Here is a 25,128-nt window from a genome sequence, read left to right as displayed (position 1 = left end):
AACCGTTCTGAAAGCCATGCGCCTGGTTCTAATTTCCGCTTTGTTTGTGCTGGCTTGGTCCCAGACAGTCGTCGGTCAGAAACCGTCGAAACCCAACATTGTCTACATTTTTGCCGACGACCTGGGCTACGCGGAGCTGGGCTGTTATGGGCAAACCAAAATCCGCACGCCGAACATTGACCGGCTTGCGCGGGAGGGAATTCGCTTTACGAATTACTACACCAGCACCCCGGTTTGCGCTCCGTCGCGCTGCCAGCTGCTGACCGGAACTCATGCCGGCCATTCCTACATTCGTGGCAATTTTGAGTTAGGCGGTTTTCCGGATTCCACAGAACGGGGTCAGATGCCGCTCCCGGCCAACACGCAGACGATCGGAACACTGCTGCAAAAAGAAGGCTACAAAACCGCGTGCATTGGCAAGTGGGGACTGGGAATGGGCAACAGCACTGGCAATCCGAACCAGCAAGGCTTCGACTATTTCTACGGCTATTACGATCAGAAACAGGCTCATAACTACTATCCAACGCATTTGTGGGAAAACGGGAAGTGGGACACCTTGCGAAATCCGGTGATCGACGTTCACCGGAAGCTGGACCCGGAAACGGCCACAGCCGCGGATTTTGCATATTTCAAAGGGAAGGATTACGCCATCGACAAGATGACTGAAAAGGCGCTCCGTTTCGTTCGGGCCAACCAGAACAATTCCTTCTTCTTATACCTGCCTTTTACCATCCCGCACGCGTCGTTGCAGGCACCGGATGCGGAGGTGCAGAAGTATGTCGGGCAGTTTGAAGAAAAACCGTATTACGGCGAAAAGAATTACGCATCCACGCCCTATCCCCGCTCAACTTATGCCGCCATGATTACGTACATGGATCAGAAAGTGGGCGAGGTAATGGCAACACTCAGGGAACTGGGGCTGGACAACAACACGCTGGTCATCTTTACGTCCGACAACGGTACGACGTTTAACGGCGGTGTCGATCCCAACTTTTTTGATAGCGTAGGTGGGTTTCGGGGCTTGAAAATGGATGTTTACGAGGGCGGTGTCCGGATGCCGATGGTGGCCCGCTGGCCGGGGAAAATTGCGGCCGGGCGGGTGACCGATCACGTCGGCGTTCATTATGATGTGCTGGCAACGCTGGTTGAGGTCGCCGGAGGAAAACCGGTCGCCAGTGACGGACTTTCGTATTTACCCACCCTGCTGGGGAAAACCAAGCAGCAGAAAAAACACGAATACATCTACTGGGAATATCCCGAAAAAGGAGGACAACTGGCCATTCGGATGGGGAATTGGAAAGCGGTAAAACTGGATCTAAGGAAAAATCCGAACGCCCGCTGGCAACTGTACGATCTGGCCAAAGACCGGAAGGAAACCACCGATCTGGCGGATGCCCATCCCGCGTTAATCGCGCAGTTCGATGCCATTGTTAAAAAAGAGCACCGTCCCCCGCACGTTGCAGAGTGGAAATTTCTGGAGTAAAAACTGACTGGCTATTCCTGAACCCAACTAAGTACATTTAACATGAAAAAGGAATCCGGCATCGACCGGGAGATTCCGGATCAGGAAGTGACGATTGCCGAAATGCTGAAAGCCGTGGGGTATTCGACCGCCTGCATCGGAAAATGGTAGAAATACCGGGAAAACACGCCCACGGTAGACGGAAATGTTCAGCCCCAAAGGGAACTGTTTAACCTCGCCCGTGACCCGAGCGAACGGTCGAATGTACTGGCGGAACACCCTGACCAGGGAACTGAAGGCTCTGTTTGATAAATTCCCGGGCGCGACAGAAAATTGAGGGTAAAATATTTTTTACTCTAAAAAAAATATCCCACGTTTGTACTTCCAAGCCAGAGCAGCCGCTCTGGCTCTGTTTTTTAATAAAATGTCTATAAAGTATATAGGTTAAATATGTTAACTGCCGCAAAGAATGATGACTGAACAACAACCCCGTACCCTTGCTGTTACGAATCCAATCCCGGTTTTGACCCTGGTCCTTGTTCTGCTCGTCGTAGGCGGAATTGTGATCTGGTATGCATTTGGACCGGCGCTGACTCCGGTCGTAACCGAACTCGTTACCCCCACATTCTGGCTGTGTGTCGGGGCGGGTTTTCTGGCGCAGACCATCGATGGTGCTTTGGGAATGGCCTACGGAATTAGTTCAAATTCGCTGCTGCTGAGTCTGGGCGTCAGTCCGGCTGCGGCCAGCGCCAGCGTTCACATCGCTGAGGTTTTCACGACCGGAGCCTCCGGTCTGTCACACTGGAAATTCGGGAATGTCAACAAGAAACTCTTTAAAATTCTGGTCATTCCGGGCATTATCGGGGCCGTAACCGGCGCCTATCTGCTCAGTTCATTCGACGGGTCCTTTCTCAAACCGTATATCTCCGTCTACCTGATTATTATGGGGCTGGTGATCATCCGCAAAGCCCTGGTCAGGAAGACCGCAAAACAGAAAACCCGGTTGGTTGGGCCGCTTGCATTGCTGGGGGGCTTTATCGACGCCGTTGGCGGAGGAGGCTGGGGGCCGGTCGTAACGTCCTCGCTGCTGGGGCAGGGCCGCAATCCGCGCTACACCATTGGTTCGGTCAATATGGCCGAATTTTTCATTGCAGCCGCCGGAGCCGGAACGTTTATCCTGATGATTGGCACCGGAAACTGGCCCATCACAGCGGGTCTGCTACTGGGTGGGGTGCTGGCTTCGCCGTTTGCGGCTTTTATCTGCGGAAAAGTAAACCCCAAAATTCTGATGGTAATCGTGGGACTTGTCATCATCGGCCTGAGTCTGCGCAACATCTGGATTCTTTTTTAATGAAATCGACAACCTAAAACGAATTGTACCTCATGAAACGCATGGCCCCTCTCGCCCTAGCCGGTTTGCTGCTGACCGGCTCCGTTACCCAGGCTCAAACCCGTCCGCAGGACGGTTTCTGGCGCGGCACGTTTACCGTCGCCAATGGGCAGGAATCGCCCTTTAATTTTGAACTGAAAGGCCAGAATGCCTGGTTGCTCAACGGGTCCGAACGGTTTGAACTGACAGGGGTTCATCAGAAAGGCGACTCGCTGTTTTTGCCCGTCGCTATTTACGACGCGGTGCTGGCGGCAAAAATCGAAACGAACCAAACGCTGACGGGCGTCTTCAAACGACTCGGAACCACCACGCCCGTTGCTGATATTCCGTTTCGGGCCGAATTTGGCAAACGCTACCGTTTTGTTGAAAAACCGGCCGCAGCCACCGCCAGGTTGCAGGGAAACTGGGACGTCACGATTGGTAAAGAGAACAAAGTTGTGGGGGTATTTGAACAAAGCGGCAGCAAGCTAACCGGAACTTTCCTTTCGACCACGGGTGATTACCGGTATTTTGAAGGGTCGGTGCAGGGCAATGCGTTTGCGCTATCGGCCTTCAGCGGTTCCAGTCCGACGCTAATCAAGGGAACGATCGACGGCAACGAGCTGACGGCTGAATTCATCGGCGCGCGGGGTTCGCAACCCGTCAAAGGCATTCGCAACGACCAGGCGGCTCTGCCCGATGCGTATACACTGACGAAGAACAAGGAAGGCATTCCATTCGATTTTACTTTTCCGGACGCGTTCACGGGAAAACCGGTGTCCTTGAAAGATCCCAAGTACAAAGGCAAAGTGGTGATCGTCACCATTCTGGGTAGCTGGTGCCCCAACTGCGTGGACGAAACCGGTTTTCTGGCACCGTGGTATAAAGCCAACAAAGACCGGGGTGTTGAAATCATCGGGCTGGCTTTCGAACGCAAGAATGATCCGGAGTTCGCCAAAACCCGGCTTGAAACGCTGAAGAAACGGTTTGGCGTCGAGTATGACATCCTCTTTTCGGGCCTGGCCGATAAAAAATATGCCTCGTCCGCACTGCCTGCGTTGAGTGAAGTGCTGTCGTTTCCAACCACCATTTACGTCAATCGCCAGGGTGAAATTGCCAAGATTCACACCGGCTATTCCGGTCCCGCTACGGGCAAATACTACGAAGAGTTTGTGAAGGAATTCAATGCCGACGTCGACCAACTGCTGAAGGAACCCTCTCCGAAGACCGTCACCAGCCAATCTGGTAAATAAAACCGGCTGCATTTTACAATTGCTTTGAATCCCTCGCTGGGAGGTTTACCATGCCTGATTTAACCGACAAAGTAGCTTTTATCACCGGAGCCGCCCACGGACAGGGGCGGGCCGTCGCCCTGGCCCTGGGCCCACATTGTAGCCTTCGATGTCGCTCAGTCGCTGACCTATCCCGGCTATCCGCTGGGGTCGGTCAGTGATCTTGAATCCCTCCAGCAGGAATGTGAAGCGCTGGGTGTTTGGTGTTTGACGGTGCAGGGGGATGTCCGGTGCAGAGCGGATGTTGAGCGGGCGGTGGCATCGGCCCTGCGTAACTTTCGAAAGATCGATATTCTGTTCAATAATGCCGGAATTTGTGCCTACGGACTGGCGCACGAACTGTCGGAAGACGAATGGGACGCCATGCTGGACACCAATCTGAAAGGAGCCTGGCTCGTCGCCCGTTCGATCATTCCCGTCATGATTGCCCAGCAATCCGGGGTCATTCTTAATAATTCCTCGATTGCCGGTTTGCGGGGCATGAACCGGTTGAGCCACTACGCGGCATCCAAATGGGGGCTGGTTGGGCTGACCAAATCGTGGGCCATCGAACTCGCTCCATACTCTATTCGGGTCAACTCCATTCACCCCACGGGGGTCAACACGCCGATGAACGATGGGCTGGCGGCTCTGGAAGGGGCCACCACGGAGGAAATTGCCGAACGCTCGGCCGGTAATCTGCTGCCGGTTCCGTGGGTCGAGCCCAACGATGTAGCGGAAATGGTACTGTATCTGGTGTCCGACAAAGCCCGCTACGTAACGGGTTCCCAGTTTGTGCTGGATGCCGGGCTGCTCTCCCGGTAAACCGCATTGTTGAGGGTTATAAATCCTGAAGAATACCGTTCAGGGTAATCTTGTCCAGGTACGGTTCCAGGTCTTCGGTGTTCAGAAAACCGCGCAGCAGGGTTACTTCATACCGGCGCTGGCAAATCCACATTTCAACAAAAAAGGTATTCACGGCATACAGGTGCAGCCAGAAACCAGGTATGCGCCGGGCTTCCAGCAGTTTGCCCTGCTGCCAGACATTGTTGAGCTGATCCTGATACGATAGTTCGTGGAAGTGGGAAAGTGCCCGGCTCAGGTGTTTACGTTTCATGGGGTAACTGGGCGGTAATTTCAGTGATTTTCGGTGTTTTTCTCCCCGGCGGTAATCCGAAGGGCCAGCCGGTTCTGTTTCGGTGGCAACGGACAGGTCGCATAGGCGGTGAAGGCGCAGGGTGGATTGATGGATTTGTTAAAATCCACGATCGTTGTGCCGTCCGGACCCGGTTTGTCCACATACAGGAAGCGCCCCGCTCCGTAGGTTTCATGGCCGTTGGTGGGATCGGCAAAGAGCACAAACAGTTTTTCGCCTTCGCCAACCGCATCCAGCCGAACAGCAGAACCGTTGAGTTCAAAAACCAGCGTTCCGGCCAGGGGTTGCTGGTGGGTCAGCCCCAGCACATCCGTAATGGCAATGGTTTTGGGTTGATCGGGTACGTTCAGCCGGGCCTTTACCTGCCAGGCACCATCGACCGGAAAGCGGTCGATGCCCCGGAATGATTTCAACCGGGCACTTTCCAGATCCCGCAGCCGGATTCCGTACTGATTGCCCCGCTTGATGACAAACCATCGCAGGGACCCGTGCTGGAGAACAACCGGTTTAGCCAGGGAAGGCGAAAAGAGCGTAACGGATTCGGTGAGCGGTTTTCCATCCACCCGAACATCGGCCCTGGGCGCGCTTGTAAAGGAGACGGTTCCGTCTTTTAAACGGAGGGTGCCGAGATGAGCAGGTGTTTTCCCCGACGGGAAGGCAACGGCACTGCCCGAGCCACCAACGGTATTGTCACCCTCTTTCAGCCAGAATAACCCGGCCAGATTCAGCCAGCCACTTTCCTTTTTCAAAGCCGTAATTCGTTCGGTATGCCACTGGTCTATCTGGGCTTTGTAAACCGATGGGTTCTCGCTCCGGCGGAAACTGACGGAACCAACCAGCGCCAGTAACCAGAGCAGTACAAATTGACGATAGTATTTCGTGGGGGTTTCTGCGGGCGTTTCAAACTCTTCCATGCGTTGTGAAGTCGTTAACATAGTTGATGAATTCAGAAAAGGTCGGTATCGAAAATTTGTTTGTATATGGATTTTATATAGTAAAAGACTAAAAAACAGCTTACGTCGCTGATGAGGTCGTTAGGGGTAGATAAGGAAACAGATAGGGATCGATTTCTACTTCCAGGACATTGTTGAAGACGTTGGTCGCAATCATTTGTCCGGCAAAGGCCACCAGTACCACCAGTTGCGCATCGGTATATAAAGCCTGAACCGGATCGAAAAGTACGTCGGACACCTCACCCTTGTTGCGGGCAATTTCGCTGCCAAAATCGACAAGGAGTTGTTCGTGTGGGCTGAGCAGCAGATCTTCGGGCTTTTCACCGTTGTCGATCATAATCCGCCGGAAAAAGGTTGTGCACAGCGGACAGTTCGAACCCTGTGAAATCGCGTGGGCGTACAGATACGCCAGCCGGTTTCCCAGTATTTCCTTTACCTGTTCGTAAAGCGGATACCACTGCATATAGACCTGAAAACTGAGCAGCGACCGGCCCAGCGTGGCTTTCATGTTCGTAATCCGGCTACCCGGATAATTGGCTACATGCTGGTCGTATGCCGCCTGAACGTCGGGCGGGGCGACCTCGCGGGGCACTGGTGTAATGCGGGACATGGCAAGCGCAGATCTGTGGATTAAAGTCCGTGGATACGTTGCGCAAAAGTAATGAATTTCATCAAAAAAATACTTGTTCTATAAATTTTGTAGAATAAGTTTGGAAAATCAAAATTCATGCCCTTATCTTTACAGCGTCTTACAATTACTACCTGCAAAGTACTTGTGGATTTATATCGGAAAGGGAGCAACGAACTTGCTGATCCCTGAGAATTATAAATTTACAATCTCCATGTCTACGCTTTTTTTCCAATTTCAACACCGCTGCGCGCCTGATCAGGACCAGTCTATTGCCCTCCGATGTTGTCAAGCCACCGGTCAACACGGTTAGACCTGTCTTCCCTTTTCCGGTTTTTATCGATTGCCTGCGTCGCTAAATTCCCCGAACGGAACCGGTTCTAGTTTTTGCCCAATTACTATACTTGTTCGCTATGAATACTATAGTAAATCAAACTCTCCATAATTTCAAAAAACAGGTACCATGAAAGTAAAATCATTCCTTGCCCTGTGCAGCGTCGGTGCTGCGATCCTGGCGGGCAACGGCGCGCAGGCTCAGGACAAATTCATCAAAGAAGGCATCTGGCGGGGAATATTCACCGTCAACGAATTGCAGGTTCCGTTCAATTTTGAGGTGAAAGGCCAGAAAGCGTCGGACGCTTCCTTTGCGCTTATCAACGGCACGCGCCGGGATTATTTTGTCGTAAAACAAACCGCTCCGGATTCGCTGTTCATCAAAATGAATACCTACGATGCGGCTCTGGTTGCGAAGATCGAAGACGATGGCACGCTGACGGGAGCCTACAAGAGTCTGGTTCCGGGTTTGCGGGGCAATTCGCTCCCGTTTGTGGCCGTCCATGGCAAATCTTACCGCTTCGTTGAACCGGGCAAAGACCAGGAACCCGCTGCAAACCTGTCGGGCAAATGGAAGCTGAACATCATCAGCAAAGATGCTACACCGGGTCGTGTGGCCCTGCTGGAGCAGAAAGGAAACAAACTGACCGGCGTAATCATGTCCGTCGTGGGCGATACCCGCGAACTGGAGGGAACCGTGCAGGGCAGGGAGTTCGTGTTATCCGGTTTTACCGGACCATCGCCCATTATTGTGCGGGGAACGATCAATGATGATAAGTCACTGTCGGGCGAAATGGGATTTGGCATTTACCTCAACCAGAAATTTGAAGGCGTAAAAGACAAGAAAGCCGATTTGCCCGATCCGTATGCGCTGACGCACCTGAAAGAGGGCGTTTCCACGTTCGATTTTTCCTTGCCGGATCTGAACGGTAATCCGGTTTCGCTGAGCGATGCCAAATACAAAGGCAAAGTCGTGATCATCGAAATCATCGGGACCTGGTGCCCGAACTGCACCGATCAGACGGCCTTTCTCGCGCCCTGGTTCAGGGAAAACAAAAACCGGGGTGTGGAAGCCATTGCGGTCGGTTTCGAACAGAAAGACGACCTGGAATACGCCCGCTATACCCTTGGCAAGCTGCGGGATAAGTACAAGATTGAATATGACATTCTGTTCGGCGGCATTGCCGACAAGAAGGTGGCTTCCGGGAAATTTCCGTCGCTCAACCGCATGATGGCTTTTCCCACCACCATCATCATTGGCCGCGACGGCACCGTCAAGCAAATCCACACCGGCTATACCGGCGAAATTACCGGCAAGTATTTCAAGCAATACGTGAAGAAATGGAACCGCGATCTCAGCAAATACATTGCCGAACCGGCTCCGAAAGATGCCCTGGCCGCTCGCTAAAGGCAGATTGCCGCCGGGAGTGAGGTTGGTCGCTCCTCCCGGCTTTTTCTGAATCAAACCAATTCACGCATAAAACCTGCATTCTCATGAAAAACACATTCGTACTCCTCGGCCTGGCGGCTCTTTCGTTCGTTTCATTCACGAACCCCGGCGACAAAAAAGCCAAAGAAACCACCTACAAAGTCGATCCCCAGCAGAGTAAACTGGTCTGGAACGCCAAAAAAGTAACCGGAGAACACAGCGGGCTGGCTCCGGTTAGCAGCGGTTCCGTTGTGCTCGATGGCGGCCGGCTCAAAGGCGGCTCCATTGACGTTAACCTGAAAGCATTGACCGTGACGGATTTGACGGACCCCGACTACAACGCCAAATTGACGACACACCTGAAAAGCGACGATTTCTTTTCGGTGGAGAAACACCCGACGGCCAAACTGGTCATCACGTCGGCGAGTCCATCCGGCGATGGCAACTATGACGTCATCGGGAAATTGACCATCAAAGGCATCACCAACGAGGTGAAATTCCCGGCACTGGTCAGAACCGACAAAGACAAACTGACGGCTACGGCCAAAGTAACCGTCGACCGGACGAAATACGACATCAAGTTCCGCTCGAAAAACTTCTTCGAAAACCTGGGTGACAAAGCCATCGACGACAATTTTACGCTGGATGTGTCGCTGGTTGCCACCAATCCGGAGCTGAAAGCCAGCCGCTGATCACCACGGAGATTCTTCGGGGCGTTTTGATACCCCCGGAGAATCCCGTATCAAACACCTCGGCATTCACATGAAACGATTCCTTGTTCTTGTTCCCCTGGTCCTGCTGCTGGCGGGCGCCGTGGCGGATAAGCCGGTTGCCTATTGGACTTTCAAAACGACCCCATCGACGCTGGCCACGGTGGAACTGGAACCGGGCGACGAAATCGATTTGATTTTTACGGCCACCCTGGACCCGGAATGGTGTGTCTATTCGACCGATTTTTCGGCGGATGCAGGCTCACAAACGACCACATTCGAGATCATTCCTGACGATTCATTCGAAGGGGTAGGGGGAATCCGATCCGTTGAACCCCGGCGGAAAAAAGACAAAGCCGGGAACATGGAGGTCTCTTACTTTGCGTCGAAAGCCGAATTTCGGCAGCGCATCCGGGTTCTAAGCCCCGACTACATCGTGAAAGGCGTGATTCGGGGGCAGTATTGCAACGAGAAAAAAAGGCTTTGCCTGCCATTTGAACAACTGTTTGTTTTTTCAATCCAATGAGCGCTTTGGTAACCTGGCATAAAAGGACTCTGCTGTTGGGAAGTGCGGTTTTTTTTCTGTTGAGCTTTGTCACCCGGCCTGCTGAAAATCAACCCGGCGACGAACCGCTCACGAAAAGCAGCCTGGGCGAAAAGTTATTCTTTGACCCAATCCTGTCGTCTAACCGCACCATTAGCTGTGCTTCCTGCCACAAGCCGGAGTTTGCCTTTGCCGACACGACGGTTTTGAGCCTGGGCGTGAATGGTCAGGTAACAGACCGAAATACGCCTTCGGCGATGAACCTGGCAGGACGAATTCATTTGTTTTGGGACGGGCGCGCGTCGTCTCTGGAAATGCAGGCTCTACAGCCGATTGCCGCCCCGAACGAAATGAACCTGCCCATCGCCGAAGCCGTATCCCGTCTGAATGCCGATCCGTATTATGCCCGGGCTTTCCGGAACGTGTTTCGCACGAATGCGTCGGAGAAGAATCTGGCAGAAGCCCTGGCGACGTATGAGCGAACGCTGGAGACCAGCAATACGCCCTACGACCGGTTTATCAATGGTGACGACACCGCTTTGTCGCCAGCCGCCCAGCGGGGACGTATAGTGTTCATCGGTAGAGCCAACTGCGCCAACTGTCACGCGGGGGAAGACTTTACGGCTGACCGGTTTAAGAACATCGGGTTGTATGACGGTAAAAAATTAACCGACCCGGGTCGGTTTGCGGTCACCAGAGACAGCTCGCAACTGGGCCATTTCAAAGTGCCGGGCCTCCGAAACGTAGCGCTGACGGCGCCGTATATGCACAATGGCATGTTCAAAACGCTCCGGCAAGTGCTTGATTATTACAACAAACCGGATGAATTTGTCAAAAATGGACATAACCGGGATCTCTCGCTGAGTACACCCCTGAATCTGTCAGAAAACGACCTCTCCGATCTGGAAGCCTTTCTGCACGCCCTGACCGATGAGCGGTTTGTGAAGAGAATAAAGAAGTGAGACAAGAGAGTAGAGACAAGAGAGTAAAGACAGGAAAAGTACTGACTTTCATGGCAATAACGAGTCTTTATTCTCTTCTCTCTCCTCTCTTGTCTAAAGAAACATAGTTGGTTTAAATTTGGTAGTACCCACTTCTTCATCCGACTTCCATCCGGGAGTCGGTTTGAAGGAGTATTTAACAGGCAAACGCATTTATGAAAAATCTACTACTTCTATTGATTATATTGACTTCATTTACTGCCTGGGGGCAGAACCGCACGATAACCGGCAAAGTAACGGCTGCGGAAGACGGCGTTGCGCTGGCGGGTGTTTCGGTCACGGTTAAAGGCGCCAACCAGGGGACGACGACCGACGGAGCGGGTCAGTTTACGATTCGGGCCAGCCGGGGTTCGGTTTTGGTCTTTTCCTTCATTGGTTTTAGCAGCCGGGAGGTGGAGGTTAGTTCGGATTCGCCCCTCGACATCCGCCTGTCGGCGGCTTCGCAGATTCTGGGTGAGGTTCAGGTGGTGGGTTCCCGCAATGCCAACCGGACCAAGCTGGATTCGCCGGTTCCGGTCGACGTGATTGACCTGAAACCGCTGCGCGAATCGGCCCCGCAGGTGAGCATCACCCAGTTATTGCAATACGTTTCGCCGTCGTTTCACTCCGTCAACGGCACCAATGCCGGGGATGCAGGTTCGGCCCTGAGTCTGTCGCAATTGCGCGGGTTGGGGGTCGATCAGGTGCTCGTGCTGGTGAATGGCAAACGGCGGCACAAATCCTCGAACGTCAACTGGGGTGGATTGGGGAACGGAACAACGGGCTATGACCTGAATTCGCTCCCGACGGCGGCCATCGAGCGGGTGGAGATTTTGCGCGATGGGGCAGCCGCTCAATACGGGTCTGATGCCATTGCGGGAGTCATCAACATCGTGTTGCGAAAAACCACCGAAGAACTGGCCGTTAGCACCACGGCCAGCGCCCGACGCCGGGGCGACGGCATCACCACCCGCACCAACGCCAACTACGGTTTTGCGCTGGGCAAAGAAGGCGGTTTTCTGAATGCAACGGCTGAATTTGCAACCCAGGGCATTTCCCTGCCACCGGGCCGCGATGAGGCCGGTTTGTACAACGGCCCGGCCTACGGTGGGGGAGCCAACACCCGCCCCTTCGATGCCATTTATACCAAAGAAATCGACGATGCCATTCTGGCCAGCCGGGGGCTCGACCGGCATCATTTCGATCAGCGGGGGGGCGGTTCCAACAAGGCGAAAGATGCGCTGCTGTTCTTCAATTCGGCCATTCCGTTGCGGAAAGACGCGGAGGTATACGCTTTTGGCGGGATCAGTCACCGGACTTCCCAGTTTACGGCGGTGTATCGGCTGCCGGGCTGGACCGAGCGAACCAACGCTTTTCTGTATCCCGACGGTTTTTTGCCCGCCATGGAAAACATCATTACCGATAAATCGCTGACCGTCGGCATCAAAGGCAAAATCAAGAACTGGAACGTCGATGTATCGAACGTCTATGGCCGGAATGATTTCGGGAATTACATCACCAATTCCATCAACGCCAGCCTGGGTCTGAAAAGCCCCACGACCTTCGACGCTGGAAAGTACAATGCCAGCCAGAACACGGGCAGCCTGGATTTCAGCCGGTATTTCGACAAAGCCCTGCGGGGCGTAAACGTGGCTTTTGGTGCGCAATACCGGGTCGAAACTTACCAGATTATTGCGGGTGAAGAAGCTTCGTACTCGAAAGCCGATTTGCGTCCGGTGTATCGCGTGGATACGACGACCGGCGGCATTACGTACCTGAATACCACCGGCAGCATCGGCCTGAACGGATTGTCGCCCGGTTCGCAGATTCACGCCGGTTTCCGGCCTGCCAACGAAGTCAACGTCGACCGGGCGATTGTAGCCGGTTATCTTGATCTGGAAGCGAATATTACCCGGAAATGGCTGCTGTCGGGTGCGTTGCGGGTCGAGAATTTCTCGGATTTTGGCAATGTAACGACCTATAAAGTGGCCACCCGCTACAGTTTTACGAATTGGCTGGGTATTCGGGGATCGTTGAACACCGGTTTTCGCGCGCCCGATCTGGCCCAGTTTTATTACACCGAAACGTCGACCACCTTCCAGCAGGGCCGCGCCATCGACCTCGTCACGGCATCCAACAAAAGTGCGGCCACGCGCTCGCTGGGTTTTCCGAGTCTGACCCCGGAAAAATCGAAAGGCTATACGGTCGGCTTTACAGCTCAACCCATTCGGAATCTGGAATTCACGGCGGATGCTTATCTGGTGGAGGTTGATAACCGCGTGGGCAACACCGGTAATTTCTCGGCTGCCGATCAGAATCTTCCCCTCGAAGTCCGCAACCTGTTTGTCCAGACCGGAACCGTTCAGGCAAAATTTTTCTACAATTCGTTCAGCACCCGCACCAAAGGCATCGAGTTTACGGGCAGTTACCGGACGCCATTCCGAAACGGAAACCTCCACCTGTTGCTGGGCGGTAATTTTGTAAAAAACGAAGTGATACAGGTCAATACGCCGAAAGGACTGGAAGCCTATCAGTACATTATTTTCAACGACGGCGAGAAAGCGCGGGTGACCACGAATATTCCCGGACAGAAAATTACGGCGCAGGCCATCTTTCGCGAAGGGCGGTTTACGTACCTCCTGCGAACGGTCTATTTCGGTTCCGTCACCACGGCATCGGCCCAGAATGCCAATTTTCCCAAACCGGATTATTTCTACCAGACGCTGAAACCGATCTGGGTGACGGATGCCTCGGTGAGCTATTCCATTTCTTCCGCCGTTCAGGCCACGGTCGGCGTCAACAACGCGTTCAACACCTTCGGCGACTACTCCGATCCCAAGCTGGCGGGTTTGCGAAACCCAACCGTCATCGGTATTCAAAACGGCAGTGCCGGTATTCAACCTTTCATTCGGCTAGCCGCCAAACTGTAACTTCCTTCTCATGAAAACGCCACAAAATCAACGCAACCCGCATCAACAGGCCGGTTTTCAAAAACTGAAAACACTCGTACTGGCCGTAGCCTCCCTGCTGTTTCTGGCCGGGTGCGACAAAACCGACTACCTCGATATCAACGCATCCGAACGACCGCCCTTGAGTGCCTACATCAGCTTTGTGAACGCCCGGCCTAGTAATGCGGGTTTGCAATTCTGGACCTTCACGACGCAGGTGACTACCACGCCCATCGCACCGAATCAGGCTTCGGCGTATCTGCCAACGGTTTTTGGCAATGTCCAGATCAACGTGACGGAGGGCACCAACACCAGTTACAAAGCCTCACTTCAGTTTGGTAAAAGTGCGACTTTCTCCGCATCAGGTCGTCCCAACGGTCCGATTGCAACCTATCGCCATACGGTTTTTGCCGCCCGAAATGCCAAGGCGACGGCGGATACGCTGATTCTTTTCTACGACGATCTGAAAGCACCAGCCGCCGGGAAAGCCAAACTCCGGTTTGTTAATCTGTCGCCGGGCGTTGGGGAGTTAAATGCGTCGCTGGCGAACGGAACGGCTTTGTTTACGAATGTGGCCTACGGGCGGGCGGCCAACTCGGCATTGTCGGGCGAGGCCCTGAGTGCCTTCTCGCTGGGGCCGTTCGTTTCGGTTGAACCGGGAACCGTCACGCTCAACTTCACACGGGCCAATGGAACAGCGGTCGGCAATTCCGGTGCGCTGACCCTGCAGGTCGGCAAGATTTATACGGTTTTTACCCACGGTCTGGCAGGGAGTAACCCCGCTTTTGGGGCTCAATTGCTGGAGCATCCCGTGGTTCAATAAACGCCAACCCTCTTTTTTATTTTACTTTCTCTGACGATGAAATACCCCTTCGACCAACTTAAAATTCCCTGTTGTCTGTATGGAAGTTTATTTTGACAATGCCGCTACGACGGCACTCGACCCGGAAGTGCTGGAAGCCATGCTTCCGTACCTGACTCAACACTACGGAAATCCGTCTTCGGTACACCACAAAGGCCGGGAAGCCCGCCGGGCCATTGAAACCGCCCGGCGAACCGTAGCGGATCTGCTGAATGCCCAGCCGGATGAGATCATTTTTACATCCGGGGCCACCGAATCGGACAATATGGCGCTGGTCGGCAGCATTCGCGGGCTGGGAATCCGACACGTTGTCTCCAGTCCGATCGAGCACAAAGCCGTCGTGCAAACACTTCATCAACTGGAAAAAGACTGTTACGTGCAAACCCATTGGCTGCATCTGGATGCGCAGGGCAGAATTGACTGGGCGGATCTGGAATTGTATCTCCGGCAGTATCCGCGCGCGCTGGTTAGCCTGATGCATGGCAACAACGAGATCGGCACCCTCAACGACATTGAGCGGATCGGGTGGCTGAGTCGGCATTATCAGGCGGTTTTTCATTCGGATACGGTCCAGACGATGGGGCAATACAGCTATGATCTGGCACAGCTTCCGGTTGATTTTCTGGTGGGTTCTGCCCACAAATTCCACGGCCCCAAAGGTGTAGGCTTTCTATTCGCCCGCCGGGCTTACCGCGTTCCCGCCCTGCTACATGGTGGGAGCCAGGAGCGCGGCTGGCGACCGGGTACGGAAAATGTCGCGGGGATTGTTGGTCTGGCCAAAGCCCTGGAAATCAGTTGCCGGAATATGGAAACCAGCCAGAGCCATATCCTGCGTCTGAAAAACCGCCTGATCGGAAAGCTTCAGGAAACGTTGCCCGAAGTCGTCTTTAACGGAACCAGCGGTTTGCCGGGCGAGAGCCTGGCGACCATTCTGAATGTGGGCCTGCCTTCGGTATCGGAAAAATCGCTGGTCGAGTTGCTGGATGAAGCCGGTGTTGCGGTTTCGGGCGGCAGTGCCTGTGCCGCCGGGGTCGGTTCGCACGTACTGGAAGCCCTCAGCACCCCTGCGCATCGCGAAAATATCCGCATTTCGCTGGGGAAATATAATTCGGAGAAAGAAATCGACTTTCTGGTTGCAGTTTTGACTGCCATCTACGCGCCGGTTACCAGTCAAGAGTCCGTTTTACCAGCGAGATTTAATTTTTAGTTACCTCAAAATCAAACATCTAAACCTGGATTGTGTTCGTAAGTATATAAACTCTAGTGAATTTATATACTTTTTTTGTTTGTTAAACTTTCAACCCTTCAACGCCATGTCTCAATCGGTAAGTGATTCGTCTACAAGTCAGGTTTTACAGGAAGTATTAGCCGCCAATGAAGCGTATTCGGGCAATTTCGGGACAAAAGGCGAATTGCCTTTGCCTCCGGGCCGGGGTTTTGCCATTCTGACCTGCATGGATGCCCGGCTCGATCCGGCGCAGTATGCCGGATTATCGGAAGGTGATGCGCACGTGATCCGCAATGCCGGTGGCCGTGCCAGCGATGATGCCATCCGGTCGCTGATTATTTCACACAAACTGTTGGGGACGAAAGAGTGGTTTGTGATTCACCATACAGACTGCGGGATGGAATTGTTTACGGATACGATCATTCGGAATCTGCTGTCGAAAAGCCTGAAAACCGCCACGGTAGACGAAAACGGCTGGCGAAATGTAACGGAAGAAGGGGGTTCAGATGAAGCCCGGTTCATTCCTTTCCTAACCTTTACCAACCTAACCGACAGCGTAACCGAGGATGTAAAACGCATCAAAAGTCATCCGCTGGTTCCGAAAGACATCCCGGTTTACGGGTTTGTTTACGACGTAAAAACCGGCAAGCTCAATGAAGTGGCGGAAGCGACGCAGGCCGGTTTAGCAACCGCTTAAACCGGGCCTGTTTTCAGAAAGAGTGATTAGGAAAAATAAAATCCGCCCATGATTCCATGGACGGATTTTCGTTGGCTGTTGAAAACCAGAACGGATTTCACCTCTGGTATCCGCTCCCTTTCAGTAGCCCGGGTTTTGTGGAAAGGCCGTCAGATCGTTGTGAACGTCGATTTCGCGTTGCGGAATCGGGTACAGCAACCGATTCGCCGTCAAAACCGGCGTCGTCAAACCATATTCCGTCGCCAGGTGCGTTTGCAAAATCGGCAACGCTTTTGAATAGCGGATCAAATCAAACCAACGGTCGTTTTCAAAGGCCAGTTCTACCCGTCGTTCCCTGAAAATAGCGTCCCGCACGGCCTCCTGACCCGGTAAATCCGCAGCGGTTTTGGCGGCCAGTCCCGCCCGGCTGCGAACTTTATTCAAATACCCCAGCGCACTGCCTTCCGCCGTTGCGGCCGAATAGCCCTGTTCGTTGAGGGCTTCGGCCAGCAGCAGCAGCACATCGGCATACCGCAAAACCGGAAAGCTGTTGCCTTCGTCACCGGTTGTTGCGGGCAGATCGAAGTATTTTTTGACGTAATTTCCCTTGACAACGGTCGTGGCTGTCCGGTTATACAAGGTGTCCAGCGAAGCGGCAAACCGCTTGTCGCCCGGTTCGTAGGCCCGGGCGATATTGGCCGTTGGGCGGTTGTTTCCGGCCCCGGAATACGTAATGCCATTCACATAGATCAACGGCATCATGTCGTTAAAATACAGATTTCCTTCCGACGGGCTTTGGCCTTTCCGGAAGCGAACGGCAAAAATCGTTTCGGCCGTGATGGGCGTTTCGGCTTTGAATAAATCGGCGTAATTGGGCAGCAGCGAATACGTAGGCAACACGGTTTTCAAGACGGTGGCGGCATCACTCCATTTTTTCTCCGTCACATACACTTTGCCCAGTAACGCATTGGCACTCCCGCTGGTGGCCCGGCCCAGATCGGTGGCTGCGGTGTAGGAAAGGGGTAACAGACCGGCTGCGGTTTTCAGATCGGTTTCAATTTGCGTGTAAATTTCCGTGACCTCATTTCGCCGGGCATTCAGCGATTCGTTGGGCGACTCGGTCCGAATCACCAGCGGCACTTTGCCGTACAACCGTACGAGATTGAAATAGGCTAATGATCTCAGAAACAGGGCTTCGCCTTTAAACTGTTTCTTCGCCGTTTCGTCGATGGTGGCGGCATCGATCCGATCCAGCACCGCATTGGCCCGGGCAATGATCACATACGACCCCGCGAAGGCATCCAGCACAAACGGATTGCTGGTGATTTCGGTGAACAGATCGACCTGCGAGGCAATACCGGCATTCGCGCCCCGGTCGCCGATATCGGTGTTGTCACTGCGGACTTCCATCAGGTAATAGTAGGCTTTTCCGTACGTCTGCGTGCTTTGCAACCCATCGTAAATGGCATTGACACCCTGCTGAAAATCAGACGCGGATTTGAAAAAGGTTGAACTGGTCTGGTTGGAAATGGCCGCCAGATTGATGAAATCTTCTTTGCAGGAACTCAGCATTCCGGCGGTTCCGACCAGCCAAAGCAATCGGATCATTCGTGTATAGTTCATGATCGGTTTCGTTAGAATGAAAGATTGAGTCCCAGTGTGTAGGTTCTCGATAAGGGATAGGTTCCATAATCTTCGCCTTGCGACAGGGGGCTTTCCGGCCGGGCGTTCACTTCCGGATTGTAGCCGGTGTATTTTGTCCAGGTGTGCAGATTCTGGGCGGTGAAATAAAACCGCGCGGTGCTGATCTTGTCGGCCAGCCATTTCCGGTTGAGGCTGTACCCCAGCGTTACGTTTCGCAGCCGGACATACGAACCGTCTTCAACGTGGAACGAGCTGATCTGGCCGCTGTTGGCATTGGTCACCCGGTTGGCCCGCGTGGTGTTGCCGTCGCCCGGTTCGGTGGGCGATTTCCAGTAGTTCAACGCTTCGATCATCTGGTTGGCGTTGCCTTCCAGGTTGTAGATATACCGGCGTTGCAGGTTCAGGATTTTACTGCCCTGAACCGCCTGTAATGAAACCGACAGATCGAAGCCTTTGTAGCGGAAGTCGTTGGTGAGACCCCAGATGAACTTCGGGAAATAACTGCCGATGATGGTCCGGTCGCTGGCGTCGATTTTGCCGTCGCCGTTCACGTCGATGAACTTCCGGTCGCCGGGTTTGGCGGTGGCGTAATGCGGATACGCATCGATTTCGGACTGGTTTTTAAACACGCCCCCGTTGACGTAGCCGTAATAATTGCCAATCGGCGAACCGATTTGCGTGATAAAAATGCCGGCAACCCCACCGTCGGAAATGATCGGTGCGCCGTTCGGTCCGAGCTGGAGGACTTTGTTCCGGTTGGCCGATATGTTGAAATTGGTGTTCCATTTAAACGCGCCTTCCAGGTTGTGGGTGGTCAAACCCAGTTCAACGCCGGTGTTTTGCACACTGCCGACATTGCGCAGCGCCGTCGCAAAACCGGAGCTCAACGGCACATTCACCGACAGCAGCAGGTCTTTGGTGACGCTTTTGTAAAAATCCGCCGACAGGTAAATCCGCCCCCGGAACAACCCCAGGTCCAGACCGGCGTTGAACTGTGCGGTCTTTTCCCAGGTTAGATCCGGATTGGCCGGTTGCGACAACCCGACGCCGTTGTTGGTCGTGCCCGTTCCGGCACCCAGGATGTAGTTGTTGGCCCGGAGTAAATCGAGCGAGCCGTAGTTGTCGATCTGGAAATTGCCGGTTAATCCGTAGCTGGCGCGCAGTTTCAGTTCGGTGATGGCCGGAATCTTGAAGAAATTCTCCCCGCTGATCAGCCAGGCCCCCGATACGGACGGAAAATAGCCCCATTTGTTGTTGGCACCAAACCGCGACGAACCGTCCCGACGCAGGCTGGCGGAGAGGAAATACCGATCCGAAAAATTGTAGTTGATGCGTCCCAGGTAGGACAGGAGCGACCACTCCGAAGCCGAGGAAGTGCCGCTCGTAATCGTGGCCGCGTTGATCGTCTGAACTGCATCATTGGGGAAACCCGTGCCGTCGACCTGGCTCGCATCCGTGCGGTTTTTCTGGGAGGTATAGCCCAGCAGCACGTTAAACTTATGCGCTTCGTGCAGCGTAAACGCATACGTCAGTGTATTTTCCCAGAGCCAGTTCCGGGCGCTGGCGTTCTGCGCCGAGCCTTTGGGAATAGTCGGGGCGTTCTGCTGGATTGGGCGGTACGCTCCAAGCGTGGATGGGCGGTAATAGTTTCGGCCGAAATAGTTGAGGTCCGACGCAAAATAGGTCTTGAACGTCAGGCCGTTGAGGAGTTCGTATTCTCCGAATAAATTACCCAGCAAGCGGACGTGGTTGAGTTTGTCCTTGATCTGCGTAGCGAGGGCTACCGGGTTTTCACCGCCCGAAAAACCGTAGGCAATGGCGTTTTGCTTGTTGATGGCGACCGATCCGTCCGGGTTGTAAACCGGGAAAATGGGAGCGGCTTTGAGGGCGTTATCGATAATGCCGTCGTAGATAAACGGTCCTTCCGTGTTCACCAGATCGTAGTGATCAACCGTCGGGTTAAAACCCAGACCTACCTTCAATTTGGAGGTCAGGTTGGCCGTCAGGTTGGTGCGGACGCCGTAGCGCTTGTACCCGGACGCGATGACAATTCCCTGCTGATCAAAATAATTGCCGGAGATGTAATACTGGACCTTGTCGTTTCCACCCGAGGCCGACAGCGTATGATTTTGAAGGGCGGCATTCCGGAAAATAGCATCCTGCCAGTCGGTATTGGTCAAACCGGGCGTCTTGGCGAGATAGGGGAGGATTTCCGGCGGAATCTGGTAGGTAGAACTGGCCCGAACCGTGTTGTCATCGTTGATGCTGGCCCGTGGGTTGGCATCCAGGTAGGAATTGTTTTTGCCATCCAATACGAGTTGCGACCACTGGTAGGCATCCATGAGTTTGATCGTATGACTCGCCTGTTGCACCCCGCCGTACGAACTGTAGCTGAACGTCGGTTTGCCGTCTTTTTTGCCCCGTTTGGTCGTCACCAGAATGACGCCATTGGACGCCCGCGACCCGTAAATGGAAGCCGCCGACGCATCTTTCAGAACCTCAATCGACTCAATGTCGTCGGGGTTCAGTGTGCTCATCGGATTCGGCGATTTCTGGAAGGAAGAGATCCCGGAAATATTGATCAGGTCCGTGCTGCCCTGGAGGTTTTTCAGGTCATTGGAAATGGGAAAACCGTCGATTACGTACAGCGGGTCGGTGCCTGCCGAAATGGAATTGAGCCCCCGAATCCGGATGCTCATGCTGCCACCGGGCGCCCCGGAATTTTGCAGCACCTGCACCCCGGCCAGTTTGCCGGCAATGGCCTGTTCGAGGTTTGCGACAGGCTGGTCTTTCAGGTCGGCGGCCCGAACGGAGGCAATGGCGCCAGTTATTTCGCGTCTCCGCTGGCTCCCGTACCCAATGACAACAACCTGTTCCAGAACGGACGCCGATTCTTTCAACTGGATGGACAGCGGTGTCGATCCGGGCCGGACGTCGGTTACCGTCTGCGTTTCATAGCCGATGAAAGAAATGATCACCGAAAAGGCATTGCCTGCGGGTAGGTTGCTGACCTTGAACGCACCGGTCGCGTCGCTGAGGGTTCCCGAGGTCAAACCGGTCTGGCTATTTTTAACGATGACCGAAGCGCCGGGAATGGCTGCATTTTTTTCGTCCCGAATGGTTCCTGAAAGGATTCGATCCTGGGCTCTGGCCAGCAGCGGCAACAGCCAGACCGCCAAAAACCAGAACCGTAATTTGCTGGGTGATACAAATAATTTCATAGGTGGTTTTTAAATGTAAATGGTCTACTGTTCAAGGCGTAAAGAAGAAATGAATAAAAGTAGGTAATATCTATTGATTAAATAGATATTCAAATAAAAGCGATCTTCTCTTAATTGACTACATCTCATCCACACAAAATAACACAGGGTATCACTTTGTTGTTTTTCTTTTAGTTTTTCGTAATAATGTACAAACTTCCTGTTGGCTACCGCTGTCAGGGTCTTTGACCGCTGACGGGGTAGCCAACAGGAAGTTTTAGGGACGCCTGGTAACCGGCTGGTTTTAAATTCTGACGTATAGTTCCCTTTTTCACTTCTTTGCCGCAAAGGCTTCTACTTCTTTCAAGACGCGCAGGAAGTTTCCACCCCACAGCTTTTTGATGTCTTCTTCAGAATAGCCCCTTCTAAGAAGTTCCCGGGTAATGTTCGGGCCGTCGCCAACGCTGGCATAGCCCTGTACACCTCCGCCGTGGTTAAAGTCGGCACTGAAACCGACATGATCGATCCCGATTAACTTCACGGCGTAATCAACGGAATTGATGTACTCCGCAAGCGTGGCATATTTCCACTCATTACGGGAAAATTCGCGGTAAGCTTCCTTGAATTTTTTGTAATCGGCGGCACTCAGTTTTTCCTTCGGATCATCGACGCCCAGTTTCAGTCCCAGCGGATCGAAAATTTTCGCCTTGTAATCAGCCCGAAAAGCCGCCGTATCTTTCAAATAAGCCGCAAAAGCCACAATGTGTACGACGCCACCTTTATCCGCAATGGCTTTCAGTTCGGCATCCGACAGATTCCGGGGATTATCGACAATCGCTTTTACGGCTGAATGGGAGGCAATGACCGGCGTTTGGCTGAGGGCCAGCGTTTGATTGAGTGCGTCGGTGGTGAGTTGTGAGACATCAATAATAATGCCCAGCCGATTCAGAATCGGCACAGCCTGTTTTCCGATTTCGGTGAGTCCACCGGCTTCGTTGGGTTTATCGCCATACGCGGCATTGGGCCGGGATGAATCGGTGAAATCGTTGTTGCCGGCATGGGCAAACCCGAAAAGCCGTACGCCTTCCCGGTAATAATGGTCGATCAGCGAGGTATCTTTCCCGAGCGAAAGCGCGTTCAGAAAACTTAGCAGAATGGCATGTTTGCCTTCGGCAGCAATCCGTTCCAGATCGGCTGAGGACCGGGCCAGTTCCAGCTTGTCCGGGTGTTTTTTGACGAAATTTTGAATGGCCGCCAGTTTTGCATCGACCTGTTTCCGGGCCAGGGCGATGTTTTCGGGGGTTCGTCGGAGCGGGTCTGCAAAAAGAGCCAGTGTAGCGACATCCAAACCGCCTTTTTCCAGTTTCGGCAAATCGATCTGATCGACGGTTTCGCTCCCGGCATCGTTACTGTCGGCGTCGAAATCATCCCGAAGATCGATGTGCGGATCGATGGTAAGACTGGCCTGATGGATTCTGGATACGTCTTCGTCGGTGGGATCGGAACCTGCTTTGTTGGTGCAGGCACCCAGCCCGGCTAAACTCAATGCGAGGGCGGTGACAAGAATTTTTTTCATGGTGATAGAAGAATCACGGATATTTTCCGGGCGATGTTCGTTGATTTGGAAGTTCGAAAGAGAAGGTTACGGGCTAAAGTCCTTGGGCACCGGTTTTGAAGGCTTCTGAAAATGGAATACAAAGGCCGTTTTTGGTGCTGCAAAGCAAGCCTTTGATCGTACCCGTTACGCGATACCCGCTGGAGAGCACTTTGATCTTTTGCCGGAATTCGGCCTTTTTTGCGAAATACGTATAGGGTTGATCCCAGGCCGGATCAACGGTTTTTTTCGGGTTGATGGCCTGAATGGAGCCAACCAACGCATACGAAGTGGCTTTGTCAAAGTTAAATTCCGTCGGCAGCGGGCCAATATCGCTCGCAAAATCGGAAGAGTATAGTTTCCAGGCATCCTCGATGGTCGCCGAAAAGATGATGTCCACCACCTCACCCGGTTTGGCCGTGGGTTTCGATAGCTGAACGTTCCATTTGGTGATTTCCGAGGCTTCCTGCGCAACGGCAAATGTGGAAATAAACAGCAGTATCGCGCCTAAACTTCGGCAAATCGGTCCTATCTTAAACGGATTCATTGTGCTTTTGGGATAACGGTTTCAACCTCCGGTATAGCCGGTCGTGTCACTAAACCGGAGGTTGAAACCGAATACAAATGGGGTTGTTGCAGGTTATTCCGATTGCCGCGATGCCCGGGTTTTCGACAGGTCCGCCGGGACCGGTTCGGCGATCAGGGCATCCAGATCCCGGTTCCACTTGGTGACATAATTCTTGAAATACTCGCCCGTAATTTCACCCGTATACCCGGTATGAATCTGACGAACCTCGCCTTTCCGGTCGATGATGATCGTGGTCGGAAAAGCCATCATCTGGTTCAGGGCGGGCAGTTTCTCGGAAGCTACTTTCTTGTCGGCAATGCCCCCAAACAGGATGTCGTACTCGATGCCGTATTTCTTTTGCAGCGTTCCCAGCGTGTATTTGGCGTAGGCCAGATCATCCTTCTGTTCAAAACCGATGGCAATGGCTTCCACCCCCCGGTTTTTGTTGGCCTTGAACCAGGGCGATAGAAAAGCCGTCTGATCGGTGCAGTTCGGGCACCAGGTTCCAATGATTTCGACAATAACCACCTTGCCTTTGTACTTGTCGTCGGACAGCGAAACTTGCTTTCCATCCAGATCGGGCAGGGTAAAATCCAGTTTTTTGTAGCCTTCTTTCAGATGGGTAATCTTGTAGGGGTCAGGCAGTTCGACGGTTTTGTTGGGTACACCTTCAAATTTAGTACTGTTGTAAATACCGGAACTGAGTTCGCCGGTTATGGAACCGTCTTCGTTAATTTTGCCCCGGTAGACGCGCGGATTCGGACCGGAGAAGTGCGACAGCACAAACTCGTCACCCTGCACAATGCCCTCCAGTTCGCGACTGTCGCCCACGGTCGACATCACCACGCCGGTTAACTTGTTACCTTCCTGCCTGAGCAAAGCCACGTTGTCCGGTAATTTAGCCTTGCTATAAATTTTTAGATCCCATTTCCCGGTCAGATTATGCTTTGTAGGCAGTTCTTTTCCCTTTTCCACGAAGCGATAGTTCTTCCCGTGCTCGGCCACAAACGGAAGCGAATTGCCCCGAAAACCGGGCACCAGGCTCCGGTATTCGCCGGTAATGTTGCCGTCGGATTCTACGCGTGCCACCAGGGCCGCGTCGTACGTGTTCATTTTGACGAAAATGGAATCCGGGCCGATTTGCTTTACCTTGAAATCGTCACGACGGGTACCGTTGAGCAACGTGAGCACCGGATGTTCCGGGTCTTTGACATTGTACTCAAAATTGAACGGAATTTTGGTCTCGCTGATGACGAATTCGCCCCGCCAGATTCCCGCCTTCGGCGTCTTGATGCCCGGTTTCCCAAAACCGGGACCTTCCGAAGCATTGGCAAAGCTGCTGATGGTGGCTGCGCCAGCCAGAGCAAACAGCCTGATGGACTTGCTGATTTTCATACGTGATTGAATTTGAAAGTGAAATACTAATGAAGCATTGTGATTGCAGGGAGTATAGAAGAGCTTTTTAACGGTATAGATATACGTCAATGCGATTAGCAAAATAATCGGGACCCTGATTATTTCAACAAATCGTACCAAAACGGGAAGTTGGCAAACATCCTCAGGTCTAATTCCA

Annotated in this window: 20 protein-coding genes; 12 read left to right on the top strand and 8 right to left on the bottom strand. The window is 53.2% G+C overall.

What is annotated here, in order from left to right:
• Positions 1-16: 16 nt before the first annotated feature.
• The 4 genes from ACO064_RS07770 to ACO064_RS07755 all read left to right on the top strand — a co-directional run bounded on the left by ACO064_RS07770 (position 17) and on the right by ACO064_RS07755 (position 4,927).
• Entirely contained in the window at positions 17-1,483 is a 1,467-nt protein-coding gene (locus ACO064_RS07770; RefSeq protein ID WP_421826821.1) for an arylsulfatase, read from the top strand.
• A gap of 448 nt (positions 1,484-1,931) precedes the next feature.
• A complete protein-coding gene (locus ACO064_RS07765; RefSeq protein ID WP_421826820.1) occupies positions 1,932-2,813 on the top strand; it encodes a sulfite exporter TauE/SafE family protein in 882 nt (293 codons plus the stop codon).
• A 32-nt stretch (positions 2,814-2,845) separates the two neighbouring features.
• The gene (locus tag ACO064_RS07760; protein WP_421826819.1) at positions 2,846-4,084 is read left to right on the top strand and encodes a TlpA disulfide reductase family protein; all 1,239 of its coding nucleotides are present in this window, start codon (positions 2,846-2,848) and stop codon (positions 4,082-4,084) included.
• Between the two features lie 246 nt (positions 4,085-4,330).
• Positions 4,331-4,927: an SDR family oxidoreductase gene (locus ACO064_RS07755; protein WP_421826818.1), complete on the top strand. Its 597-nt coding sequence runs from the start codon at positions 4,331-4,333 to the stop codon at positions 4,925-4,927.
• A 16-nt stretch (positions 4,928-4,943) separates the two neighbouring features.
• On the opposite strand, the gene ACO064_RS07750 is transcribed toward ACO064_RS07755, so the two are convergent.
• The 3 genes from ACO064_RS07750 to ACO064_RS07740 all read right to left on the bottom strand — a co-directional run bounded on the left by ACO064_RS07750 (position 4,944) and on the right by ACO064_RS07740 (position 6,821).
• Entirely contained in the window at positions 4,944-5,219 is a 276-nt protein-coding gene (locus ACO064_RS07750) for a hypothetical protein (protein WP_421826817.1), read from the bottom strand.
• 20 nt (positions 5,220-5,239) lie between these two features.
• Positions 5,240-6,193, bottom strand: coding sequence for a DUF1684 domain-containing protein (locus ACO064_RS07745; RefSeq protein WP_421826816.1), 954 nt, complete (start codon positions 6,191-6,193; stop codon positions 5,240-5,242).
• A gap of 79 nt (positions 6,194-6,272) precedes the next feature.
• On the bottom strand, positions 6,273-6,821 hold the full coding sequence (locus ACO064_RS07740) for a carboxymuconolactone decarboxylase family protein (protein WP_421826815.1): 549 nt from the start codon (positions 6,819-6,821) through the stop codon (positions 6,273-6,275).
• A 481-nt stretch (positions 6,822-7,302) separates the two neighbouring features.
• Here ACO064_RS07740 and ACO064_RS07735 point away from each other — a divergent pair, with 481 nt between their 5' ends.
• From ACO064_RS07735 to ACO064_RS07700, 8 genes are all read left to right on the top strand, one after another.
• Positions 7,303-8,580 (top strand): peroxiredoxin family protein, encoded by a 1,278-nt coding sequence (locus tag ACO064_RS07735; protein ID WP_421826814.1) that lies wholly within the window; start codon positions 7,303-7,305, stop codon positions 8,578-8,580.
• 86 nt (positions 8,581-8,666) lie between these two features.
• Positions 8,667-9,293: a YceI family protein gene (locus ACO064_RS07730; RefSeq protein WP_421826813.1), complete on the top strand. Its 627-nt coding sequence runs from the start codon at positions 8,667-8,669 to the stop codon at positions 9,291-9,293.
• 70 nt (positions 9,294-9,363) lie between these two features.
• Positions 9,364-9,837 carry a hypothetical protein gene (locus ACO064_RS07725; protein ID WP_421826812.1) on the top strand — a complete coding sequence of 158 codons (474 nt, stop codon included), beginning with the start codon at positions 9,364-9,366 and terminating at the stop codon, positions 9,835-9,837.
• On the top strand, positions 9,834-10,817 hold the full coding sequence (locus ACO064_RS07720) for a cytochrome-c peroxidase (RefSeq protein WP_421826811.1): 984 nt from the start codon (positions 9,834-9,836) through the stop codon (positions 10,815-10,817). The genes ACO064_RS07725 and ACO064_RS07720 overlap by 4 nt, the downstream gene beginning before the upstream one ends.
• Before the next feature lie 194 nt (positions 10,818-11,011).
• Positions 11,012-13,765 (top strand): TonB-dependent receptor, encoded by a 2,754-nt coding sequence (locus tag ACO064_RS07715; protein WP_421826810.1) that lies wholly within the window; start codon positions 11,012-11,014, stop codon positions 13,763-13,765.
• Between the two features lie 10 nt (positions 13,766-13,775).
• Positions 13,776-14,606, top strand: a complete 831-nt coding sequence (locus ACO064_RS07710) for a DUF4397 domain-containing protein (protein WP_421826809.1) — start codon at positions 13,776-13,778, stop codon at positions 14,604-14,606.
• A gap of 79 nt (positions 14,607-14,685) precedes the next feature.
• Positions 14,686-15,852 carry a cysteine desulfurase family protein gene (locus ACO064_RS07705; protein ID WP_421826808.1) on the top strand — a complete coding sequence of 389 codons (1,167 nt, stop codon included), beginning with the start codon at positions 14,686-14,688 and terminating at the stop codon, positions 15,850-15,852.
• Positions 15,853-15,958: 106 nt separating this feature from the next.
• A complete protein-coding gene (locus ACO064_RS07700; RefSeq protein ID WP_421826807.1) occupies positions 15,959-16,570 on the top strand; it encodes a beta-class carbonic anhydrase in 612 nt (203 codons plus the stop codon).
• Positions 16,571-16,690: 120 nt separating this feature from the next.
• Here the strand turns inward: ACO064_RS07700 and ACO064_RS07695 are convergent, their stop codons facing one another.
• The 5 genes from ACO064_RS07695 to ACO064_RS07675 all read right to left on the bottom strand — a co-directional run bounded on the left by ACO064_RS07695 (position 16,691) and on the right by ACO064_RS07675 (position 24,950).
• Positions 16,691-18,172 carry a RagB/SusD family nutrient uptake outer membrane protein gene (locus tag ACO064_RS07695; protein WP_421826806.1) on the bottom strand — a complete coding sequence of 494 codons (1,482 nt, stop codon included), beginning with the start codon at positions 18,170-18,172 and terminating at the stop codon, positions 16,691-16,693.
• 11 nt (positions 18,173-18,183) lie between these two features.
• On the bottom strand, positions 18,184-21,414 hold the full coding sequence (locus ACO064_RS07690; protein WP_421826805.1) for a SusC/RagA family TonB-linked outer membrane protein: 3,231 nt from the start codon (positions 21,412-21,414) through the stop codon (positions 18,184-18,186).
• Positions 21,415-21,724: 310 nt separating this feature from the next.
• Positions 21,725-22,969: a dipeptidase gene (locus ACO064_RS07685; protein WP_421826804.1), complete on the bottom strand. Its 1,245-nt coding sequence runs from the start codon at positions 22,967-22,969 to the stop codon at positions 21,725-21,727.
• Positions 22,970-23,042: 73 nt separating this feature from the next.
• Positions 23,043-23,534, bottom strand: a complete 492-nt coding sequence (locus ACO064_RS07680) for a protein-disulfide reductase DsbD domain-containing protein (protein WP_421826803.1) — start codon at positions 23,532-23,534, stop codon at positions 23,043-23,045.
• A 93-nt stretch (positions 23,535-23,627) separates the two neighbouring features.
• Positions 23,628-24,950 carry a peroxiredoxin family protein gene (locus ACO064_RS07675; RefSeq protein ID WP_421826802.1) on the bottom strand — a complete coding sequence of 441 codons (1,323 nt, stop codon included), beginning with the start codon at positions 24,948-24,950 and terminating at the stop codon, positions 23,628-23,630.
• Between the last annotated feature and the right edge of the window lie 178 nt (positions 24,951-25,128).

The sequence above is a fragment of the Larkinella sp. genome (genome assembly GCF_965227735.1).
In the GTDB taxonomy this organism is placed as follows: Bacteria; Bacteroidota; Bacteroidia; order Cytophagales; family Spirosomataceae; genus Larkinella.
The sequence above is the reverse complement of the archived record's forward strand: the minus strand, read 5'-3'. Positions and strand labels throughout refer to the sequence as shown.

Bases quoted from the DNA above. Each gene is read 5' to 3' on its own strand.
- ACO064_RS07770 (WP_421826821.1), top strand. From the start codon at position 17: ATGCGCCTGGTTCTAATTTCCGCTTTGTTTGTGCTGGCTTGGTCCCAG.
- ACO064_RS07765 (WP_421826820.1), top strand. From the start codon at position 1,932: ATGATGACTGAACAACAACCCCGTACCCTTGCTGTTACGAATCCAATC.
- ACO064_RS07760 (WP_421826819.1), top strand. From the start codon at position 2,846: ATGAAACGCATGGCCCCTCTCGCCCTAGCCGGTTTGCTGCTGACCGGC.
- ACO064_RS07750 (WP_421826817.1), bottom strand. From the start codon at position 5,219: ATGAAACGTAAACACCTGAGCCGGGCACTTTCCCACTTCCACGAACTA.
- ACO064_RS07745 (WP_421826816.1), bottom strand. From the start codon at position 6,193: ATGTTAACGACTTCACAACGCATGGAAGAGTTTGAAACGCCCGCAGAA.
- ACO064_RS07740 (WP_421826815.1), bottom strand. From the start codon at position 6,821: ATGTCCCGCATTACACCAGTGCCCCGCGAGGTCGCCCCGCCCGACGTT.
- ACO064_RS07735 (WP_421826814.1), top strand. From the start codon at position 7,303: ATGAAAGTAAAATCATTCCTTGCCCTGTGCAGCGTCGGTGCTGCGATC.
- ACO064_RS07730 (WP_421826813.1), top strand. From the start codon at position 8,667: ATGAAAAACACATTCGTACTCCTCGGCCTGGCGGCTCTTTCGTTCGTT.
- ACO064_RS07725 (WP_421826812.1), top strand. From the start codon at position 9,364: ATGAAACGATTCCTTGTTCTTGTTCCCCTGGTCCTGCTGCTGGCGGGC.
- ACO064_RS07720 (WP_421826811.1), top strand. From the start codon at position 9,834: ATGAGCGCTTTGGTAACCTGGCATAAAAGGACTCTGCTGTTGGGAAGT.
- ACO064_RS07715 (WP_421826810.1), top strand. From the start codon at position 11,012: ATGAAAAATCTACTACTTCTATTGATTATATTGACTTCATTTACTGCC.
- ACO064_RS07710 (WP_421826809.1), top strand. From the start codon at position 13,776: ATGAAAACGCCACAAAATCAACGCAACCCGCATCAACAGGCCGGTTTT.
- ACO064_RS07705 (WP_421826808.1), top strand. From the start codon at position 14,686: ATGGAAGTTTATTTTGACAATGCCGCTACGACGGCACTCGACCCGGAA.
- ACO064_RS07700 (WP_421826807.1), top strand. From the start codon at position 15,959: ATGTCTCAATCGGTAAGTGATTCGTCTACAAGTCAGGTTTTACAGGAA.
- ACO064_RS07695 (WP_421826806.1), bottom strand. From the start codon at position 18,172: ATGAACTATACACGAATGATCCGATTGCTTTGGCTGGTCGGAACCGCC.
- ACO064_RS07690 (WP_421826805.1), bottom strand. From the start codon at position 21,414: ATGAAATTATTTGTATCACCCAGCAAATTACGGTTCTGGTTTTTGGCG.
- ACO064_RS07685 (WP_421826804.1), bottom strand. From the start codon at position 22,969: ATGAAAAAAATTCTTGTCACCGCCCTCGCATTGAGTTTAGCCGGGCTG.
- ACO064_RS07680 (WP_421826803.1), bottom strand. From the start codon at position 23,534: ATGAATCCGTTTAAGATAGGACCGATTTGCCGAAGTTTAGGCGCGATA.
- ACO064_RS07675 (WP_421826802.1), bottom strand. From the start codon at position 24,950: ATGAAAATCAGCAAGTCCATCAGGCTGTTTGCTCTGGCTGGCGCAGCC.